The sequence below is a fragment of the Rhodobacter maritimus genome (genome assembly GCF_058747975.1).
Map to the genome: position 1 here is coordinate 1 of NZ_JBZXDX010000003.1, position 19,603 is coordinate 19,603.

Here is a 19,603-nt window from a genome sequence, read left to right on the forward strand (position 1 = left end):
ATGGGGCAGGCACAGCTACGACTTTTCAGCGCCGATGATGAAGCGGCGACATATCACGACACAGCCCGGCAGGGCTTTTTCTCGTTGCTCATGGCGACGGGCGAGGGCAGCGGCAAACGGCAGGACAGTTACCGGCTGTCACAGATGCCCGTGGTGCTCTCCATGCTCGACCACAGCCGGGATACCTGGCTGTCTCAGGCCGAGTTCATCAAGCCAAACCGCCGTGTCGTCAATCTGGCCCGCATCGGGCTGCTGTTCGCTGACTTGGACACCTACCGCGAGCCGTGGGCGCAGGGGCGCAGCCCCGAGCAACTGGCCGCCGCTGTCATGTTCCGCTGCTACGACGAAGGCGTGCCGCCGCCGTCGATCCTCGTTTTCTCTGGCCGTGGCGTGCAAGCAAAGTGGCTGCTGGATGGCACCTTGCCGCGTCAGGCGCTGCCACGCTGGAATGCCTGCCAGCGTTATCTGATCGACCGTCTGGCCGGGCTGGGCGCTGATCCAGCGGCCAAGGATGCAAGCCGCGTGCTGCGGCTGGTCAATACGGTGAACAGCAAGAGCGGCGAGGTTTGCCGCGTCATCCACGTAGAACAAGGCCCGGACGGCGAGCCGATCCGGTACAACTTCGAGTATCTGGCCGAGGCGCTGCTGCCGGTGGCCCGCTGGGACATCGAGGCCGACCGCAAGGCCCGCGCCGACCGTCGCCAGTTCAAGCTGCTGCCGGGCGGCCAAACCGGCAACCTGCGCAGCCTCAACGGGCGGCAACTGGCATGGGATCGTCTGGAGGACTTGCGCACGCTGGCCGCGCTGCGCGGCGGCGTGGCCGAAGGCGAGCGGATGCAGCACCTGTTTTGGCGGCTGAACTTCCTGCTGCTGTCAGGCGCGACGCACAGCGGCCAGATGTACCACGAGGCCGCCGCGCTGGCGCGTGAGCTTGACCCACGGTGGAACTACCGCAGCGCCGAGCTTATGACGCTATACGCCAAGGCGAAGGCCCACGAAGCCGGGGAAAAGGTGGAGTTCGGCGGCAAGCAGTTTGCGCCGCTCTACACGCCCAAGAACGACACGCTTATCAGCCTGTTTCACATCACCGACGACGAGCAGCGCAAGCTGCGCACGCTCATCAGTCGGGACATGGCGACCGAGCGCCGCCGCGACCGCGACAGAAAGCGCGACGAAGCCCGCAGGCGTGCCGCTGGGGCTGTCGATCGTGCGACCTATGAGGCCAATTCCGCGAGCCGTCAGAAGCCGTGGGAAGCCTTGGGCATGAGCCGGGCAAGCTGGTATCGAGCAGGTAAGCCGATGCCAGCTTGTGAGACAGGTTCCTCCCCTATTACAGCCGCCAAGGTGGAGCGCAAAGCGTGAGACAAGTCCCTCCCCTATTACTAATGGCGAAGCCTACGCCCGGCGCGAAGCGCCTGCCTTTGAGTAGCCCCCAGCATTCTAAAAATGCGAGTAGCCCGGCAAGGACGGTGGGTAACTTGCTTGCAAGTTATCCACGGGCCGCGCAGCGCCGGAACGGCGCGGAGAGCCGCCCGCAGGGCGGCCCCCTCGTCCAGTTCGCCGGGTGGCTGTCATGAGCCGTGTCCGTCGATCCTTTCCGCCTGCGCTGCTGGATTCACTGCGGGCAATGACGGTGCAGGAAACGCTAGACCGGCTGGGCCTGTACTGGAAGCGTGATCCTGACTTTGTGCCGGTGAAGGACAAGGCCACGGTGCGGCTGAATGTGTCCATTGGTGGCGGCGGTGTTGAGCTACTGGCGACCGGGCCGAAGTGGTACGACACGCGGAAAGAGCAGGGCGGCGGCGGTGCCATCGACCTGACCATGCACCTGTTCAGGTTGTCATTCGTGGATGCGGTCAAACGGCTGTCGCCTTGATCGTGTTTGCAAGATGCCTCCGGCGGCCCTGCCGGGGGCCAAACGGTCGCGTTTGATCCTCGGGAGCAGGGGGACGGCCTACGGCCTAAACCCCTGCCCCACTCGGGGAGCGTGAGCCGTTCCGAGGGCATCAAGCGACTTTCGCGGCATAAACGGTGCCCCCCTACGGGCTACCCCCCATTTATTCCACGGTTCGCTTGACCCCCTCTCCACTCGAAAACCCGGACGGCGGACGACCTCACAGGCGGCCCGTGGCGGCGTTTTTTCGACGTGGCCCTGCCTGTCCCCTTGCCCACCCTCTCAAAACGCGCTGTAGGCCCGTTTCTGGCCGCTTTGCCCAAGTGGAGCCGGGCGGCGGGCGGAAAGCTCCGCTTTTCGTTCGACGGCTGGCCGACAACGAGCCGAAGGCGAGGCGTCAGCACGGTGTTTCACCCAAAACGAGCAGCCGACCGGGCAGCGGTACGTTACAAAACCGTTTGTCTTTGTTGTATGTTGTAGTATAATACAATCTACAACATACAACAGGAGCTAGATAAATGGCTATCACCAAGCAAGACATTCACGCCGTCGCTGACCAGATCGCCGCTGATGGCGGTAGCCCTACGCTGGCCGCTGTCCGCCGCGTGCTTGGCGGGGGATCATTCACGACCATCAGCGAGGCAATGCAGGAATGGAAGGCAGCCCGCCAGAACGCAGCCGCCCCGATCCGTGAGGCTGCGCCCGCTGTGGTGACGGAACGCATGGCTGAGGCGGCAAACGAGGTTTGGGCGATAGCGCAGGAGATGGCGAACGCCCGACTGCAAGCCGAACGCGAAGCACTGGAGCAGGCGCGGGCTGAAATGGAGCAGGCGCGGGCTGAGGCGGCAGAGTTGGCCGACCAACTCAATGCCGAGTTGGAGGCCGCGCAGGCGACCATCGAGCAGCAGGCCGAGTCACTGAAACAATCCGAGCAACAGGCGCTGACCTACGTTGCAGAGCGTGACGATATGGCCGTCAAGCTGGCTCAACAGACTGATGAGGCTCACGCTGCCGCTGCCGCCCTTGCGGAATCCCGCGCACGGGTGGAGCAGCTTTCCGGGTTGCTGGAACAGGAGCGCAGTGATCGCGTGAAGGCAGAGGCGCAAACAGCCGAAGCGAACAAGCTGCTACAACTGTCCTCTGCAAAGATCGCCGCGCTGGGCGAGCAGAGCAAGGCAGATCGTGCTGATGCGACTCAAGCCCGCGAGCAGGTGGCCGTGTTGTCCGCCAAGTTGGAAGCAGCAGCGCAAGAAGCCCGGCAGGCACAGGCGGAGCGCGACGACGCCCACAAGGTGGCAGCAGAGGCCCGCGAGCAGGCCGCACGGCTGGCCGGGCAACTGGAGGCGCTGCAACGGCAGCAGGACAAAGCCGAGGCCGCCGAGAAGGCCGCCAAGACGCCGAAAGGGAAGGGGGGCGAGTGATGCCGACCGCCGCCGAGTTTCAAGCACTGCACGAGGAACTGCGGCAGCTTGGCGCGGTATTCGTGCAGGCGGCCAGCCTGGGCGATCAGGAGCTTGCATTGTGGGCCGTTGGGGCGCTGGCGAGCGCCGCAGCGAAACCCGGATGGTGGGCGCGGGAGGCCGCAGACGCCGAAGCGGCGGCCATTGCAGCCGCCGCCATCGTGAAGGCCCAGCAGGGTTAGCCGGTCGTTTCTTTCCGTGGGCGACCACGGGGGCGCTTGTTCTTGCCGAATCCGGCCCGTTCCAGCGCACCGGATAGCGCCTCAATTGCAGCCCACAGCGCCGCAGCGTTGGCCGGTTTCCCGGCCTTCTCGCGCACGGCTGCCGCTGCCGCTTCCATCGTGCCGGTGACAGTCTCCAGAGCTTCGGCAAGCTGCTTGCGCCGTTGCGCTTCATCGTGCCGGGCCTTCCATTCGATCCATTCCGCCTGTTCGGCTTCGGTGAGCAGTTCGAGGGCTTCCGGGGGCAGTTCAGCGGCCCATCGGTCAATGGTGCAGATGACCTTCTGGCGGCGGTTGCCTTTGGCGGTGCGCTCCGGCATGAGCCGGAGGCACTGGACGGTGTTGCCCTCTACCGTGATTCCGCCCAGCGTCTTGTTCCGGTAGCGCACGACCTTAAATTGCATTCGGGTTTTTCCCTTGGGTGGGCTTCAAGACGAACCGAAAGAGCAGCCAGACCAACGGCGTCAGGTAGAGGATTGGAACCGCGATAGCGAGCACCACGGGCGCGACCAGATCATGCAGCGCCGGGTCATCCAGTTGGCGGTACTGGTAGGCGAAGGCGACCACGGACGCGATGACGCACAGCGCCCGCGTGACACGCTCACGGCCAAGGTGCAGCAGGGCATTACGCAGGAAAGCGGCCATCATTGCACCCCCCGCACCCACAGCATTTCCCGAACGTAGCGCCCGAACGCGCCCGGCACAAACAGGGTGCCCGTGCGCACCTGCCACGCCCGATAGCTCCAGCGGATTGCATGGACGGAGAACGGCAGGCACAGACTAAGCACGCTCAGGACAACCATCACCGGGGCACCCATCGCCAACTGCCACGCGAACATGAGGAAAACCAGCGCGGCCACCGTCCAATAAGCACGCGACTTGAGCAGGTGGCTACGGATCAGCTTGCCGCGCTCCTGATCCTGCAGGAATGCCAGACGCTGCTTGCCGCGCAGTTCCAGCCGGGCGGAGACGATGCGGGCGATTTCCTGCGGATCGTGCGGGGCGAACACGCGAAAGCCGCAGTGTGCGGAGCATTCCCAGCCATACAGCGCCTGTTCGTCGGGCTGCGCATCGGCGGGCAGGTGCATGACACCGCGCCCGCACTCCGGGCATTGAGGGTGGCGCAGCGTGCGCCACAAGTCGCGGATATAGCCGTTGTTGGCCTTGAGTTGTCGCCAGCCGAGCATCGACAGCGGCATATCGACAAAGGTAAAGCGGGCTGCGCGTTTCGCGCCGTTGATGATCTTCATGCGGGTTTCCTCCGGTTCTTGGCTTTCTTGGCACGGGCCAGCACGGCGTCTGCCACTGCGAGCAGGACGGCCAGCACGGCAGCGTCGGGAATCAGGTTTTGGGTGTCGGTCAGCATGGGCGGCCCTTCATGGCGTGGGGTTGTTGTCGCGGTCTGCCGCCTTCTTGGCGTGGGCAATCACCTGATCCCACCACCCTTGCAACTGGTCAGCAGTTGGGCGGGCGCGTGAGCGCAGAACGCTGTTGTTCTGCGGCATCGAGTCGATCCAGCCCTTGTCTTTCATGTACTCCGCACGCTTGGCGAGATCGAGGATCATCCGGGTGCGCATGTCCTGCGGCGCGTGCTCCAGCACGCCCATTGCGCTATCGAGGGCGCAGAGCACCGAATAGAAAGCGTTGTGCCATTTCGTGGTCTGCTGCCCGGCGTGGCGCACCTGTTCCAGCAGGTCATCGCGGGCGCGGATGGCCTCGTCACGTTCGGCGGTCAGCCGATCAACGAGCGGTTCCCATTTCTCGTCAATCTGCTTTTGCCACCGGGCGGCAGTGTCGTTTTGACCGTCCACATAACCGGCCTCGTGGCCTTGCTCATATCCATGGCGCAGGCCGATGACGTGGCCGGTCGCCTCCGCGTTGTAGTCGTATTGGCCGTTCATGCCGGTTGTCCTCCCTGTTCTGTGCCGTGGTTGATGACGCTGGAGCCGTCAGCAGTCGGTGGGATGTAGCTGTAGCGGCTGTCATACTCGGTATTGATGGCCCCGGAGCCGTTGTCATCGTCGGCGGAAAACCCGCTGATAACGCCCGCGCTGCCAAGGGCCAGCACGGCATCTGTGCCCTTGTCGGCGCTCTTGCTGCGTGGCGCGGTGTCCTTCACTTCAGTGAACTCCGCGTCGGTAATGTCATTGCTGGCCCAGCGGCCGACAACGCCTTGCGATCCCGTATTGACCGAACTGGACGCGGCGCTGCTGCTGCGAGCCGGGCCGCTGGCCGTTGCGGTGCTGGTCGATGCAGACAGGTTGCCGGTGTCATGCTGGGGTGCAACGCCTTGGCTGTTGGCATTGAGCAAGCGCGGATGGTTGCCGCCGCCGCTGCGGCCACCACCGCCGCCGCCCGTGGGGCCGCTCGGGTCATTGAGGCTGCCCGCGTTGCCGGGGTCGCCGTTCAGGCGGTGAGATTTGCCGTCACTGCTTCCCGGCCTCGGCCCTGCGCCGCCTTTCACGGCGCTGGGGCCGTACATTGCTGCGTTACTACGCATCTGTTCGGTCGCTTGGCTTTCGCCCATGCTGCTGATGCCCGCGCCGATCCAGCGCAGAACGGTATCCGGCAGAATCTGCGACAACCCGAAAACCATGTACATGACCGGCAGCAGGACGAAGCCATAGACGATCAACCAGTTCTTCCACTGCAAGAACTCGACGAACCACCCGAGGCTTTCGGCGCTGGTCACGTTGGCGTTGTACATGGCCCAAAAGGCTTTGCTGATGTAGCCGATGACCGGGTTTGCCACCATCATTGCCGCGAACAGGCCAATGATGATGAGAGCAGGGCGCACGAACAGGGACAGCAGCAGCAGATAGCCCTGCGTCTGGCTGCCAACGAAGGTGCGATCCGGGGTCATGTGCATGACCGCCCACAGGGGCGCGGCGATGATCGACTGGAGCACGGCCAGAATCCAGCCGACCACGGCCACCATGAAGATGGTGTAAGGCAGGGACGGCAGGAACACGCCGAAATAGAAGGCCAATCTGCCCAGCCACGTTGTGACCTCAGCAAGCGGCGTCAGGAAGTTATAGACCACCCAATTCAGCAGGGTATCGGCAAGCGGCGTGGCATCAACGCTGGTGCCCATGAAGGACACGCTACCCACGGCAGCCGCTGCCGCTTTGACGCCAGACAGCGAGGTATGCACCAACTTATCGACGGCAAAGCCGGTGCTCTGCATGAGCGCCAGAACGTCGCCCGTGGTCTTGATCCGGGCGATTGCATCCACGTCGCCATCGGTGCCGATCATGGCCGAGGTGACGCGCTCCATGCCCCAGCCAACAAAGCCGCTCATGAGGCTATCGCCACGACTTCCCAGCGTGTCGATGGACAAATCCTCCATGCTGGTCGGCACCAGTGCGGCCTTGAAATCGGCGGCCCGTGGTGTCGTCGGTTTGGCGTAGCTGGCACCCGATAGCGACTTGCTGATGATGGTGTTGTAAATCGTGGTGTAGCTGGACTGTGCAAGCTGCGCGTGCGGCCCCTGCGGCAGTGTGTTGAGGTTCGGCGCGGTGGCCTGCGCGACGTTCTCCGCGTAGATGCGGCCCATTTCCTGCCGGATGCCCGACAGGCGCTGATAGAACCCCCCAGCCATCGCCCAGCCGTCCGCCGTGATGTCATTCACGTACTGCTGCATGATCGTTTTCAGGGTGCTATCCGCCGCGATCTGTGCGGTCAGGCTGGCCGTCAGGGTGCTTTGTGCCTGATTCACAATCTGGTTGAAACGGTCGCTCTGGACGTTCTCCCAGCCCGGATCATTGATCGTGGCGGGCCATTGAGCCACCCACGCTTCAATGTCGGTCATGACCTTGTTGATTGCCGTGGCCTTGGCGTTGAGCGCCGCAACGCGAATGGCCGACATGGCGGCGGCGTTGTCCTGAATCTTGGCCGGGTCAAAGACGGTGGCTTTTGCTGCCGTGGTTTCGGCGGCAATGGCGACGGGTGCGCTGTAGTTGTAAACCTTCACGCTGCCGCACAACGGCACGGCCCCGCCCAAGTTGGTTGTGGCGTTGCGATCCCGCGCCAGATAGATCAGCGCCTTTTTGCCGTCGCCTTCTGCAATGGTCTGGTCTGGTGCGCTGGCCGCGCTGATGTTCGGCGTGCCGCCGCCGAAATCCGCGAACGAGGCATTCACGGCCCGCTTGCACCACGCCACGGCCAGATATTCCTGCGCGAACTGCCGCACGTCATAGAGTGGATAGTTCGGGTTCGGCTTTGCTCCACTGCCAAGGCCCATTTGGGCGCTGACGCTGGTTGCTGCGCCGCTGATGATGCCGGTCTGAATTCCGATGTTGAACAGGCTGTTTGCAAAGCCCACGCCCCACAGGCCGAACATCAAAACAATCAACTGGATGAAGCTAAAGCCGCTTGTGCTGGGCAGCAGTACCGACCCCCCGGCCACGATCCGAACCGGCGTCCAGAGGGATGACCAGTTGCGGCCCATCGCTTCGCCTTCGCTGGCCGTCTGCGTCACGCCCATGACGGCGACGTAAGACACGATCAGCGAGGCGACGACCAGCAGGCCGCTATTGAATACCGAGAAGATCGAGGCCAGCACGGAAACCGAGGCATCAACGGTGTCCGGGTCTGCGCCGGTTGTCAGCTTCTCGATGACCGGCCCGAAAATCCATTGCAAGACGCCTACCGAAACGTCTGTGCATGGCCCTGATGGATCGCATGGCGAAAACGGCATTGAAGGATCGGCGGCGGCCACGGCATTTGCTCCCTGAATGGTCAATATGCCGTCATTTTAGGGCGCAAAAAGAATAGCCGCAATTGTACGAATCCGGCCAGTTATGGACTATAGGAACACCGCGAAACCCTTATAAATCGCGGCTTTTGGCGTGTTTTGTATGGACTCCAGTCCATGAAAAATATTTTTTGCCCGTTGTTCTGGATGTGGCGGCGGCCATTGCAGCCGCCGCTATCCAGAGGGCACCGCAGGGGGTTAGCTGCGCTGCTGCTGGCGTACCGTCACGCCGTCATCATCGACCGTCACCACGCCCACCGGCACGCTGACTTTTGGCGCACCGTTGCGGAACATCGTTACCCGCAGTTGGTACTCGACGCCGGGGAACAGATAGACGCAGTTCTGGCCGCATTCCTGCCCGCCGACTTTGTGCTGGCCGATGGTGCGCAGGCCCAAGGCGGCAACGACCTTGGGCTGCCCGTGCAGATCGTCCAACGCGACACGCTCAACGCTACTTTTTGCCCCCGGCTTGTTCAGCGGGCGCAACTCGAAAGCCGCGTCTGTGTAGCGGGTGGAATCCTCGCCGCGCCACGCCTCGACCACCTGTTCAGCCTGCCGCCACTTCACCGTCACGTCACCCTGCCGGGCCGTGATGGTGTCGGAGCCGCGCAAGGCGGGGGCGACAGCCCGGAACGGCTGGGCCGCGCTTTCGCGCAGGCTGGCCGAGTCGGTCGGAACTCCCGCGCAACCAGTCAGCAGGGCGGCGGCGGTAACGGTAGCAATCACAATGGTTTTCATAAAAAGAGCCTCACTTTAGGGTTAAGAAAAGTGCTGTGCTCTTACCTTTCATGTTGGGCTTTGATGGGTCTAACGCCCGCGCCCTTAAATACTTAACTACTCAAACACTCAAATCATCATTTGATTTGATCGTAAATGCGCTTGGCGTCCGGGCTGCTGAACTTCGGCCCGTTCCACGCCTCGTCATTGACCCAGCCGATCACCAGCCCGGCGAGGATGCCGAACACGATTCCGGCCCTCACAAAGCGGATGAACTCCCAGATGGACGCACGCCAGCCAAGGGGCACGATGTTGAGCCATTCCGGCACATGGTTTGATGCTGTTTTCTTCCAGACCATGACGGCCTCCAATCAATTGACGTAAAGCGGTTTAACGGCCAGCACTTCATCGACCGCGTGATCTCCGATATTGCCGATGAACAGGCAGTAATCCGCACTCAGGCTGCGCATGTCGTTGCTGCCGAACAAGTCTTGCCGTTGCATGCTGCTGTTCTCGCTCTCGGACTCGCTCGAACTCAACGACAGGTTCTTGCCGCCAAAGGCATTGACCCCGCTGATCGTCTCGCTTTCGCTCGCGCTGTACCCGGTTGAGGTCATCAACACATCGACTTGCCCGAGCACGTCACGGATATGGCGCAGGGTGGCTTCATCTTCGGTGCGGAAGATGATCCGTTGCCGGAAGTTTTGCAGGATGGCTTCGGCCACGCTGCGATTGTTCCCGAGCGCATGAACCAGCGAGGCCACGCCTTGCATCGAAACAATCCCGATGGTGCGCGTGCTACGCGACTTGTCCCAAAAGTCGGTGTCGCTGATTGGATCGACAATCGCTTGATACTCGTCGCACACGAACGCCACGGGCCGATCCTGATTCCAGTCCTGCCGGGTGCGACGTTCGCGCATCATGTTCATGAAGCGAAGTTTGACCAGCAGGTAAGCGAACCGGGCACCTTCGCGGCCATATTTGGTCATCGGCAGATTGACCAGAAACACCGCGCCATCATTGACCAATTCGGTCATGTCCGCTTCGCCCTGTTCCGACTCGATAGAGAACGCATCGACCATATCAGGGTGCGCGAATGGCGAAAGAACCGCGTTCATCGTGCCGAGGATGTTTTTCCGCAGCTTCTCGTCGTGTTCGTTCCAAACATTGACGAAGAACCGCTGCGACTGGATGAACAAGCGTTGATCCCGGTCGTTCATTTCAGACAGTTTTTCCGCGCCTTCGGCAACCAGCGCATCACGCGCCGCATTGTCAAAAACAATGTCGTACAAGCCCGCGATGCTGTACTGATGCGGACGCAGCAGGTTCAGCACGTTGAGGCAGTGGCGGGCCATCTCGACAGAACTATCAACCCAGAACGCGCCGTCCCCGCTTCCTTGGCCTTGAACGAGAAAGCAGCTTTTCAGGTAGGAAGCCGCCAATTCTGGCGTGCAACCACGGAAAAGATTTAGCGTCATTCCGCCATCACCGACCACCTTAAACGAGCGCCCGGCCATGTTGGTTAGTGCGCCAACTTCCTTTATGAAATCGGTCTTGATGTCAAAGATCAACGCCCCAGCGTTTTGCATGAACAACTGACGCAAAAGCGGGTTGATGGAGCGCGATGTTTTGCCGCCGCCCGTGCCGCCAAAGATGATGATGTTTTTCGATGCGTCCTCTCGGGCAAGTTCCACATGCTGACCTTGAGGAACGCCGCCAACGTGGCCGCGACCGTGCATCATGCCGACGCTATCCCCGAGGTGCAGGCCGATGAACTGCTGCCGCATTTCCGCCCGGCGCTGCACTGCTTCTGCTTCGCGTTCTGCCGCTTCGGCTGCCCGTTGCTCTGGCGTTTTGCTGGCTTCAATAATGGCTTCTTTCTCTCGCTCAAGCTGTACGTCTGCGGTCTGCTTGCCCATCCAGATCAATAGATAAAGAAAGCCGCCCACAATGCCGAGGGGAAGCGCCCACCAGATCGAATAGCCCCACACGAAACCCGGCACGAAAAAGCGCAAGGCAAGCGTGATGCCGATCCATGTTCCGATGGTGAAGTACCCGATGCGCAGCTTGGCCCAATGGTTGAGCCATTCCGAGCCGCCCTTAGTGTTTATGTCTATACGAGCCATCGTTAGCCCCCATTATGTGACCCGTCAGGCTGTGCATTGCTGGCCGCCTGCGGTGCGGTTTGATCGCCTGTCTGTGCCGGTTTGGTTGTCCTGCTGCTGCGCGGGCTGGAACCCTTCAAGGCGCTTTTCACGCTGGATAGGCTGATTTGTGCGCCTTCACGTTTGAATAGCTCGACAATCTCTTCCAGTGTGTAGCCCTTGGCTTGTGCTGCGCGAATCTTTGTCCGTAGCTCTGTCACAAGCTCTTTGGTTGTCAGTGGTCTTTCGCTCTTTGGCTTCTCGGGGAGGTTGTCTAACGTGGCTTCGATCTTCTGCCGCGTCTCTTGGTCGAATGTCTTTTGCTTGCCTGCCATCTTTGGCCCTCGCTAGATTGTGGTAACAGTGTGGTGATGTTTGCCTTTGAAACTGGCGCAATCATTGGCCTTGCAATCATCGTGCATTATGCGGATGTGGTCAAGTACCTGCGTTTGTGATATACACGGGCTTATCGTGCTGTGCCGGTTTTGGTGGGTTTTCAATGGGTGTGAGTGATGCAGACAAGTTTGGACGGGGCACGGTTTCATAGTTGGGGACAGGGTAGGGAATGTCCCACCGCCGCTAAAGCGGCAGTGTGCCACCGGCCCGCGCCACTCGTTGCACTCGTTCTGCTGGGCCTTTCCTCCCCTGCTCAGGGCTTCGCCCCGAGACCCCGCGCCGTGCCAGCGGCCAACATTGCGGCGTGTCCCACCGCCATCATTAGGGGTTTGCATGTCATCAAGTGAAAACCGGAAGCGCGTTGTCAATTTGAAAGTGCGCTGTTTGCCAGAGGAAGCGGACACCATCCGCGACAAGGCGCTTGATTCCGGCGTGAGCGTTTCGGAGTTCCTGCGCTGCGCCGCTCTTGGGCGCAAGACGCGCAGCACGATTGATAGCCAGATCATCAACGAACTGCGGCGGCTGGGCGGCTTGCAAAAGCACTTGTTCACCGAGGCGGGCGGGCATGAGGGCGGCGGGCACTTGTCCAAGGAGTACGCCGATATTCTGGTGGCGATCAAAGAAGCCATCATGAGGATTGAAGGTTAAAGATGCTTGCCAAGGTTCCGCCGAAACGTGCAGACGGAAAAACCAGCTTTAAGAGTCTGGCGAAGTACGCCTGCGAGCGTGACCACATCGACCCGGAAACGGGCGCAGTGGAGCGCCGCGAGTGTTCGACGGAAACCAACTGTCTGGACAAGGAAACCGCGTGGCGTGAAATGAAAGCCGTGTCAGACATGAACGGGCGAGTGAAAGACCCGGTTTATCACTTTACCGTGTCGTGGCCTGCACATGAGAAGCCAACCGACGCGCAGGTATTCGAGGCCGGGCGCGAGGGCATGAAGGCGCTAGGGATGGAGGGGCACCAGTACCTTGCAGCCGTGCATCGGGATACGGACAACGTGCATGGTCACTTCATGGTCAATCGGGTGAATCCCGAGACATACAAGGCCGTCTATCCAGACCGGGACTATTTCAAGCTGGACAAGACCATGCGCGAAATGGAACTGCGGCAGGGATGGAGCCACGACAAAGGCCCGTATGCCGTCCATGAGCGCAACGGGCAGAAGGTTGTCGATTGGGCCAAGGATGAGCCGTCCCACCGCCAGCCAGACCGGGAGAAGCTGCCCGGCAAGGCGCGGCAGATGGAAGTGATGACGGGTAATGAATCCCTGACCACCTACGCACAAGGCCAGCCAAAGAAGGACGCACTAGAGGCGCTGAACAAGGGCGGCGGCTGGCATGAACTGCACGAGGCACTAGGGCGGCATGGTTTGGAGATACGGCAGAAGGGGCAAGGGTTCGCCATCCACAGCAAGACCGACCCTGAACAGACGCCCATCAAGGCATCGACAATGGCGCAGGAATTGGGCGGCGGAAAGCTGACCAAGCGCATCGGGCCATATCAGGAACCACGGCCAGAGATTCAGCAAGAAAAGGCCAAACGCGAATACAGCGACCAGCGCCCGAAAGCAGACCCGAAACGCGACCCGAACGCCCGCGAGGAAAAGCGCGACGAACGGGCAGCGGAGCGCCGCGAACTGCGCGAGCGTTACAAGGCATTCGCGGAGGAATGGAAGACGGCGAAAGCGCCCGCACGGGCGGCCATGTATGAGGATCAGAAACAGCGGCGGCAGGCACTCACAGAGAAGCACAAATCCCAGCGTGAGACGATCCGCACCAGTGGCCTATCGACCGAGCAGAAAAAGGCGCTTTACAGCGTGGCCGCATTCGATACAGCGGCCAAGCGTGCCGAACTGAACGAGACAATCACGGGCGAGCGCGAAGCCTTCCGGCAGGAGCGCCCGCAGTCGTTCCGGGAATGGACAGCCGACCGGGCACAGGAAGGCGACCGCGCCGCAATGCGGCAGGTGCGCGGCTGGGCCTATCAGGACAAGCGCACGGCCAAAGATATGCACCGGGCGGACGCGCAAGCGGAGCGCGGCCCGCACCTTGGCACCACGGACACCGAGCAGCACGAACCGGCGCAGCCGCGCCGCGTCACCGACCGGGTTAGCTGGGCAGTGGATCGCAAGACGGGTGCTGTTGATTACCGGGTGGATGACCGCCACGCCTTCCGCGATAGCGGGCGGCGGCTGGACTACACCGAGCAGGGCCGGAAGGACAAAGACAGCATCGAGGCCGGGCTATTGCTGGCCCGTGAGAAGTTCGCCGGTAAGGCGCTGCGCGTGAATGGCCCGGATGACTTCCGCGAGCGGGTTTTGCAGACAGCCATCGAGCGCAAGCTAGACGTGCGGTTCTCCGACAAGGAACTGGAGCAGCGCCGCGAAGCCGGGCTGCGGCAGCAGTCCGAGCGCGAGCGCCCGGACTGGTCAAAGATGCGCGGCGTGGCATCCACCGGACAGCAGGCCGAGCAGAGGCCCCAGCAGCCGACACAGGCGCAGCGCATGACCGACGACGAAGCCCGCGCCATCCTCAATCGGAAGCCACCGGCAGAACCGAATCAGGAGCTTGTCGAAATCAACGCCATCAACGCGCACGCGGACGGCTACCGGCAGCAGCTAGACAAGCAGTTCCGCGAGAAGCACGGCGAGCGCCCCGACCCCGAGCGGGCCGGGGGCTGGATTGCCCGCTTTGCGGCCAAGAGCAAGGCCGAGGCATGGGACAAGGAACACGCGCAGATCGACCGCCAGGTCGAGCAGCGCAAAGAGCACCTGCGGAGCGACGCGCCCGAAGCGCGGCAGTTCCGGGCGCAGGCATGGGCGCAGGCACAGCAGCAGTACGGCGCCCAGCACACAGCATGGGAACAGGCCCGCAAACAGGCCACGGCCCACTTTGAACCTAACCGCGAAGGAGAGCCAAACATGGCGAACAACGAGCACGAGCGCAAACAGCAGCAACAGACCCAACAACAGGCCCAGCAGAAGCAGGCGCAGGAAAAGCAAATGGCCGAACGTGCCGCCCGCGAGGCGCAGGCGCGGCAGTTGGCCGAGAAGCAGAAGCAGCAGAAAGAGAAGCAGGAGAAAGAGCGCGAGCAGGCCCGGATGATGAATCAGCAAATGGACATTGACCGATGAACCGCGACGACGAGCAGCGCCGGGCGACCGAGCGCGAGAGCCAGACCAACGCGGCGCATGAGCGCATGAGTCAAACCGAGCAGGCCCGGCGAGAGCAGGAGCAGCAGGAACGGCTGGCCCGTGAAGCTCAGGCGCGGCAGTTGGCCGAACGCCAGCGGCAGCAGCAGCGGGCAGCACGCCAGCCGCCGCCGCTGGATCGACGCACACCCACCCATGCACTTGATAGGGGGCGATGATGCAATGGCGCTATGACGAGAACCGGGCGGACTTCCGCCCGGCCCTGCCGGGCGAGATCGAGGCCGACCCGGACGCCCTCTACATCGTCCAGCGCGGCGACGTGCTGATGGTGCGCGAGGACGGCCACGAGCGGCCCATGCCCGAGCGGCTGGACGTAGCCGGGCAGATGTTCGACCGGGAGCAGTTCGAGGGTTCCGGCCATCCCCTGCCCTTGCGGGCAGAGATGGAGCGGGACGGGCAGTGGGCGCGGGCGCAGTTGCAGGCCCGCGACCGGGCCGAAATCGCCCTGCCGCTGGAATTGCCCATTTGGGTGACGAAAACGCCGCTGACCGAGGGCAAGGCGTGATCCTGTCGCCCGTCTGCGGGCATTTGTTTGTGTTTCATCGTAGCCCTGCCGACTGTTCAGAAAACGGTGGATTGATGGACAGTCGGCGTTTTTCCCTGTCCCGGGTTATCCAGATGCGGTAAAGTGTTCATTTATTCGTTCAGCTTTCAATGTGGCGGAACTGTCCATGAATCAACGCATCGGCTATGCCCGCGTTTCAACCGACGATCAGAACCTTGACCTGCAACGGGACGCACTCCGGCAGGCCGGGTGCTCGACCATCTACGAGGAAGCGGCCAGCGGCAAGAGCGCGGCACGCCCGGAGCTTGAGCAGTGCCGGAAGGCGCTCCGGGCTGGGGATACCCTCGTGGTGTGGCGGCTGGATCGACTCGGGCGCAGCCTGCCCGATCTGGTGCAGATCGTGGCCGACCTTGAGCAGCGCGGCGTGCAGTTCGAGAGCCTGACCGAAAAGATCGAGACAGGGAGCGCGGCGGGCAAGCTGCAATTCCATGTTTTCGCGGCGCTGGCCGAGTTTGAGCGCGGCTTGATCCGCGAACGAACCCGGGCGGGGTTGGAAGCGGCCCGCGCCCGTGGCCGATCCGGTGGCCGCAAGCCGAAGCTAGACGCCAAGCAGATACGCCACATCAAGGCGCTGCTGCGCGACCCGAATACCTGCGTGGCCGAACTCGCCCGAGATTACGGCGTGTCACGGACAACGATTTACAAGCATTGCGGCGTGGTGCAGCCGCGCCACGATTGAGAGGACATAACAACATGCCAAAAGCAAAAACCGCCGCGCCGTCTGGCGTTGAGCGAATCCAGCGCCCCGAGCCGCTCACCTTGCGCGGCTCGACGCTTTTTGAGGGGGACGCCCTGACTGTGCTGCGCCGTCTGCCGTCCGGGTCTGTGCGCTGTGTGGTCACTTCGCCGCCCTACTGGGGGCTGCGCGATTACGGCATCGAAGAACAAATCGGGCTTGAGGGCACCATGCCCCAGTTCCTGCACCGACTGGTGGCCATCTTCGCCGAGGTGCGGCGCGTGCTGACGGATGACGGCACCCTCTGGCTGAACATTGGCGACGGCTACACGAGCGGCAATCGCGGTTATCGCGCCCCGGACAAGAAGAACCCGGCCCGGGCGATGGACGTTCGCCCCGACACGCCCGAGGGCTTGAAGCCAAAGGACTTGATCGGCATTCCGTGGCGGCTGGCGTTCGCCTTGCAGGATGATGGCTGGTATCTGCGCAGTGACATTGTGTGGAACAAGCCAAACGCGATGCCCGAGAGCGTCAAGGATCGCCCGGCCCGCTCGCATGAGTTCCTGTTCATGCTTACCAAGTCGGAAAAGTATTACTACGACTGGCAGGCCGTCCGGGAGCCTGCGGACGGTGGCGGGCTGCGCAATCGCCGCTCCGTCTGGCATGTGAACACCAAGCCCTTTGCCGGTGCCCACTTCGCCACCTTCCCGCCCGACCTGATCCGGCCTTGCATCCAAGCATCGACCGAGCCGGGCGATTACGTCCTCGATCCGTTCTTCGGATCGGGAACCGTGGGCCTCGTGTGCCAGGACGAAAACCGGCAATACGTGGGCATCGAACTGAACCCCGAATATGTGGCCTTGGCGGCTGATCGCCTGCAAGGGCAGGACAGCAACGTGATAAGGATCGCCGCCGCATGACGACCCCCAACAAGATCAATTTTCCGCCGCCAAAGCTGCAAATCGACTTCGCGTTCGCCCTCAAGCGGTTCCGGGCTGTCTATCTGCAAAGCGCCCTGCTGGAAACCGTGCGGGACATGGACATTGCCGAGCTGGACAAGCAGCTTGCCGAGTACGTCCCCCCGGCAGACTTGGCGACCCTTGCGCAGTACGGCTTGCGGGCTGAACTGCTGTTCGCCGTGCCTGCCGTGCTGGAGGCGAACCCCTACCTGCTGGGCTATTACCGGCTGCTGATGGGCTACAGCCAGAAGGAGTTTTACGGGCGCGACAAGGGCTTCGGTGTCGGTTACTTCAAGTCGATGGAGGAAAAGGGCAAGACCAGCAAGGCGGCAGCCGCTGACCTGCCCGACCTATGCGTGGCGTTCTGCGCCACAGCATCGGCGCTGCTGGCCGGTGTCGGCCCGCTGCGCGTCAGCCGGGAATTGCTGGATGACTTGACCCTGCTGACCGTAGGCCCGCAGCTACGCGGCGGGGCCAACAACCAGCGCGGCACCGATGGCATCGTGCAGGTGTTCGAGATCATCCGGGAGATCGTCGCCCATGCCGCCGCCGAGGTGCGCGAAAGCGCCATCGAGGTGAACAGCGCCACGGGCCGCCCGTTCCTGATCGAGTTCGCGCCAGACCCTGACATCATCATCCGCGAGGAAATGGAGCACCAGCATTACCGCAACGTGGTTGCTATCGAGGTCAAGAGCGGCACGGATGTATCCAACATCCACAACCGCATCGGCGAGGCCGAGAAGAGCCACCAGAAGGCGCGGCAGCGCGGCTTTACCGAGTGCTGGACAGTGGTCAATGTCGGACGGCTGGACATGGCGAAGGCCCGCAGCGAGTCGCCATCCACCGACCGCTTTTATTCGCTGGCCGCCCTGTCGCTCAGGGCTGGCGACGAATACGACGACTTCCGCCGCCGTGTGCTGTCGCTGACGGCCATTCCTGCCGCACCGACGAACCCGTAAGCCCTCCCCTGCCCTGCCACCGAACCCCGCCGCGTGCGGGGTTTTTCATGGCTTCAAATCCTCAAAAGGTGCATTTACTCAAATCCTCAACATGCTATACTGCGCTTGAGTAATTCCTTTTTTCCTCAAACGCTCAATAGCTCAAGGAGTGCATATGCAAGTCATTGCCGTACTGAACCAGAAGGGCGGGGCGGGTAAAACCACCATCGCCACCCACCTTGCCCGCGCCCTGCAACTCGACGGCGCAGACGTGCTGCTGGTTGATTCCGACCCGCAGGGCAGCGCCCGCGATTGGGCCGCCGTCCGCGAGGATCAACCCGTGCCCGTGGTTGGCATCGACCGGCCCACCATCGAGCGCGATCTAAAGAGCGTGGCCCGGAAAGACTTTGTTGTGATCGACGGAGCGCCGCAGGCTCACGATCTGGCCGTGTCGGCAATGAAGGCCGCCGATTGCGTGCTGATCCCGGTGCAGCCGTCGCCCTACGACATTTGGGCAACCTCTGACCTCGTGGATTTGGTCAAGCAGCGCATCGAGCTTACCGACGGCAAGCTGAAAGCGGCTTTCGTGGTCAGCCGGGCGATCAAGGGCACCAAGATTGGTGCGGAAGTCTCCGAGGCGCTGGCCGGGTACGGCCTGCCGATCCTGCAAACGCGCATCACGCAGCGCGTCATCTACCCGAGCAGCGCGGCCAGCGGCACCACGGCCATTGACCAAGAGCCGACGAGCGAGGCCGCCGAGGAAATCCGGGCGCTGGCTGAGGAAGTGCGCCGTTTCCTCAATTGCACCATTTGAGTAATTAAGGAGTAGGTGAAAATGAGTAGCGGGAAACTTGGCATGAAAGCAGGCCGCCCGAGCGCCGCGAAGGCTGGCCCTACCTTGTCCGACCTTGCCGACAAGGCCGCCACCGTCCGGGTGAATTTCGACCTCGACCGGGCCGAGCATACGAAGCTGAAGATTTACGCCGCCAAGACCGGGCGCAGCATCACGGACATTCTGCGCGAACTGGTGCGCTCACTTGATGAAAAGAGTGATTGAGTAATTGAGTGCGGCGACGCGGGGCAAGGTTTAGCGCCTGCAAGCATGGACTCTAGTCCATACTTTATTGAAGGGTGCGAGATTGAATAATGTTGATGAAAAACCGGGCGTGAGGTATAAAGCGATGGTTGAGTCTATCGAGCCATTGAAGTTGCAAGTGCTACCCCCTGCCGTGTTCAAGGAGTTTGCTGCGGCGACTCCCCACGAAATCCACGGGGCAGCAGTGCGAAACACGGAGCAGGGCATTGTCATCGTTCTGCACATCGGGAACGAGCGGCGCATCCTCGGGCAGTACCGGGGGGGAATCCGCTTCTTTCGTTCGTTCGATGGTGCAGCGGCAGTGCTCAGGCAGCATGGGGTGCTGCAATGGACGGCGGATGCAACAGGATGGATTCCGCGCACCTTGGAGGCCAAGGAGCGGAGTTCAACAGGATGAAAAAGCAAAGCCCCGCGTGGCAGCGGGGCTTGGCAAGAGGGCAGGGCGCTAGACAGGTGGCACTGTTTAGAACCCCAAGGCGTGACCGATGCAGACCGCGACCAGACACACCGAACTATGGTCTGCATTGTAGCGCCGTACCCCTTGCCGCACAAGCGGAAAGAGGCTC

General features: G+C 62.2%; 23 protein-coding genes. 14 read left to right on the forward strand and 9 right to left on the reverse strand.

The annotated features are described in order from the left end of the window. The 4 genes from AC4PTO_RS17915 (at position 1) to AC4PTO_RS17930 (ending at position 3,536) form a co-directional block, all read left to right on the forward strand. Positions 1-1,362, forward strand: a complete 1,362-nt coding sequence (locus AC4PTO_RS17915) for a hypothetical protein (RefSeq protein WP_492733936.1) — start codon at positions 1-3, stop codon at positions 1,360-1,362. A gap of 211 nt (positions 1,363-1,573) precedes the next feature. Beyond that, on the forward strand, positions 1,574-1,876 hold the full coding sequence (locus AC4PTO_RS17920; RefSeq protein WP_492733938.1) for a hypothetical protein: 303 nt from the start codon (positions 1,574-1,576) through the stop codon (positions 1,874-1,876). A 536-nt stretch (positions 1,877-2,412) separates the two neighbouring features. Next, positions 2,413-3,315 (forward strand): DNA-binding protein, encoded by a 903-nt coding sequence (locus AC4PTO_RS17925; protein WP_492733940.1) that lies wholly within the window; start codon positions 2,413-2,415, stop codon positions 3,313-3,315. Next, positions 3,315-3,536, forward strand: coding sequence for a hypothetical protein (locus tag AC4PTO_RS17930; RefSeq protein ID WP_492733942.1), 222 nt, complete (start codon positions 3,315-3,317; stop codon positions 3,534-3,536). The genes AC4PTO_RS17925 and AC4PTO_RS17930 overlap by 1 nt, the downstream gene beginning before the upstream one ends. On the opposite strand, the gene AC4PTO_RS17935 is transcribed toward AC4PTO_RS17930, so the two are convergent. From AC4PTO_RS17935 to AC4PTO_RS17975, 9 genes are all read right to left on the reverse strand, one after another. After that, positions 3,533-3,979, reverse strand: a complete 447-nt coding sequence (locus AC4PTO_RS17935; protein WP_492733944.1) for a hypothetical protein — start codon at positions 3,977-3,979, stop codon at positions 3,533-3,535. The two genes, AC4PTO_RS17930 and AC4PTO_RS17935, sit on opposite strands and share 4 nt — an antisense overlap. Further along, a complete protein-coding gene (locus AC4PTO_RS17940; protein ID WP_105629643.1) occupies positions 3,969-4,223 on the reverse strand; it encodes a hypothetical protein in 255 nt (84 codons plus the stop codon). Before AC4PTO_RS17940 ends, AC4PTO_RS17935 begins: the two co-directional genes overlap by 11 nt. Further along, the gene (locus AC4PTO_RS17945; protein ID WP_154717543.1) at positions 4,220-4,825 is read right to left on the reverse strand and encodes a hypothetical protein; all 606 of its coding nucleotides are present in this window, start codon (positions 4,823-4,825) and stop codon (positions 4,220-4,222) included. Before AC4PTO_RS17945 ends, AC4PTO_RS17940 begins: the two co-directional genes overlap by 4 nt. Before the next feature lie 126 nt (positions 4,826-4,951). Beyond that, positions 4,952-5,476, reverse strand: a complete 525-nt coding sequence (locus tag AC4PTO_RS17950) for a FliH/SctL family protein (protein ID WP_105629641.1) — start codon at positions 5,474-5,476, stop codon at positions 4,952-4,954. Beyond that, positions 5,473-8,274: a DotA/TraY family protein gene (locus AC4PTO_RS17955; protein WP_492733952.1), complete on the reverse strand. Its 2,802-nt coding sequence runs from the start codon at positions 8,272-8,274 to the stop codon at positions 5,473-5,475. The genes AC4PTO_RS17950 and AC4PTO_RS17955 overlap by 4 nt, the downstream gene beginning before the upstream one ends. A gap of 255 nt (positions 8,275-8,529) precedes the next feature. Beyond that, on the reverse strand, positions 8,530-9,069 hold the full coding sequence (locus AC4PTO_RS17960; RefSeq protein ID WP_492733947.1) for a hypothetical protein: 540 nt from the start codon (positions 9,067-9,069) through the stop codon (positions 8,530-8,532). Between the two features lie 116 nt (positions 9,070-9,185). Then, a complete protein-coding gene (locus AC4PTO_RS17965) occupies positions 9,186-9,407 on the reverse strand; it encodes a hypothetical protein (RefSeq protein WP_168943162.1) in 222 nt (73 codons plus the stop codon). Positions 9,408-9,419: 12 nt separating this feature from the next. Further along, a complete protein-coding gene (locus AC4PTO_RS17970; protein WP_492733950.1) occupies positions 9,420-11,174 on the reverse strand; it encodes a type IV secretory system conjugative DNA transfer family protein in 1,755 nt (584 codons plus the stop codon). A gap of 2 nt (positions 11,175-11,176) precedes the next feature. Continuing rightward, a complete protein-coding gene (locus AC4PTO_RS17975; protein ID WP_492733924.1) occupies positions 11,177-11,527 on the reverse strand; it encodes a hypothetical protein in 351 nt (116 codons plus the stop codon). A 394-nt stretch (positions 11,528-11,921) separates the two neighbouring features. Between AC4PTO_RS17975 and mobA the strand changes: the two genes are divergently transcribed. The 10 genes from mobA (at position 11,922) to parC (ending at position 19,434) form a co-directional block, all read left to right on the forward strand. After that, a complete protein-coding gene (gene mobA, locus AC4PTO_RS17980) occupies positions 11,922-12,236 on the forward strand; it encodes a plasmid mobilization protein MobA (RefSeq protein ID WP_105629635.1) in 315 nt (104 codons plus the stop codon). A 2-nt stretch (positions 12,237-12,238) separates the two neighbouring features. Further along, a complete protein-coding gene (traI, locus tag AC4PTO_RS17985) occupies positions 12,239-14,725 on the forward strand; it encodes a TraI/MobA(P) family conjugative relaxase (protein ID WP_492733927.1) in 2,487 nt (828 codons plus the stop codon). Beyond that, complete coding sequence (locus AC4PTO_RS17990) at positions 14,722-14,961, forward strand: hypothetical protein (protein WP_492733929.1); 240 nt, start codon at positions 14,722-14,724, stop codon at positions 14,959-14,961. Before traI ends, AC4PTO_RS17990 begins: the two co-directional genes overlap by 4 nt. Continuing rightward, positions 14,961-15,308 (forward strand): hypothetical protein, encoded by a 348-nt coding sequence (locus AC4PTO_RS17995; RefSeq protein WP_492733931.1) that lies wholly within the window; start codon positions 14,961-14,963, stop codon positions 15,306-15,308. The genes AC4PTO_RS17990 and AC4PTO_RS17995 overlap by 1 nt, the downstream gene beginning before the upstream one ends. 166 nt (positions 15,309-15,474) lie before the next feature. After that, the gene (locus tag AC4PTO_RS18000; protein WP_034033197.1) at positions 15,475-16,047 is read left to right on the forward strand and encodes a recombinase family protein; all 573 of its coding nucleotides are present in this window, start codon (positions 15,475-15,477) and stop codon (positions 16,045-16,047) included. A 14-nt stretch (positions 16,048-16,061) separates the two neighbouring features. After that, entirely contained in the window at positions 16,062-16,964 is a 903-nt protein-coding gene (locus AC4PTO_RS18005) for a DNA-methyltransferase (RefSeq protein ID WP_011178354.1), read from the forward strand. Further along, positions 16,961-17,962 (forward strand): XcyI family restriction endonuclease, encoded by a 1,002-nt coding sequence (locus AC4PTO_RS18010; RefSeq protein ID WP_171380752.1) that lies wholly within the window; start codon positions 16,961-16,963, stop codon positions 17,960-17,962. Before AC4PTO_RS18005 ends, AC4PTO_RS18010 begins: the two co-directional genes overlap by 4 nt. A gap of 154 nt (positions 17,963-18,116) precedes the next feature. Further along, positions 18,117-18,755 carry a ParA family partition ATPase gene (gene parA, locus AC4PTO_RS18015; protein ID WP_008166580.1) on the forward strand — a complete coding sequence of 213 codons (639 nt, stop codon included), beginning with the start codon at positions 18,117-18,119 and terminating at the stop codon, positions 18,753-18,755. Between the two features lie 42 nt (positions 18,756-18,797). Beyond that, positions 18,798-18,998 (forward strand): plasmid partition protein ParG, encoded by a 201-nt coding sequence (locus AC4PTO_RS18020; protein WP_008166578.1) that lies wholly within the window; start codon positions 18,798-18,800, stop codon positions 18,996-18,998. Between the two features lie 82 nt (positions 18,999-19,080). After that, the gene (gene parC / locus AC4PTO_RS18025; RefSeq protein WP_242449604.1) at positions 19,081-19,434 is read left to right on the forward strand and encodes a ParC family partition-associated protein; all 354 of its coding nucleotides are present in this window, start codon (positions 19,081-19,083) and stop codon (positions 19,432-19,434) included. Positions 19,435-19,603: the final 169 nt, after the last annotated feature.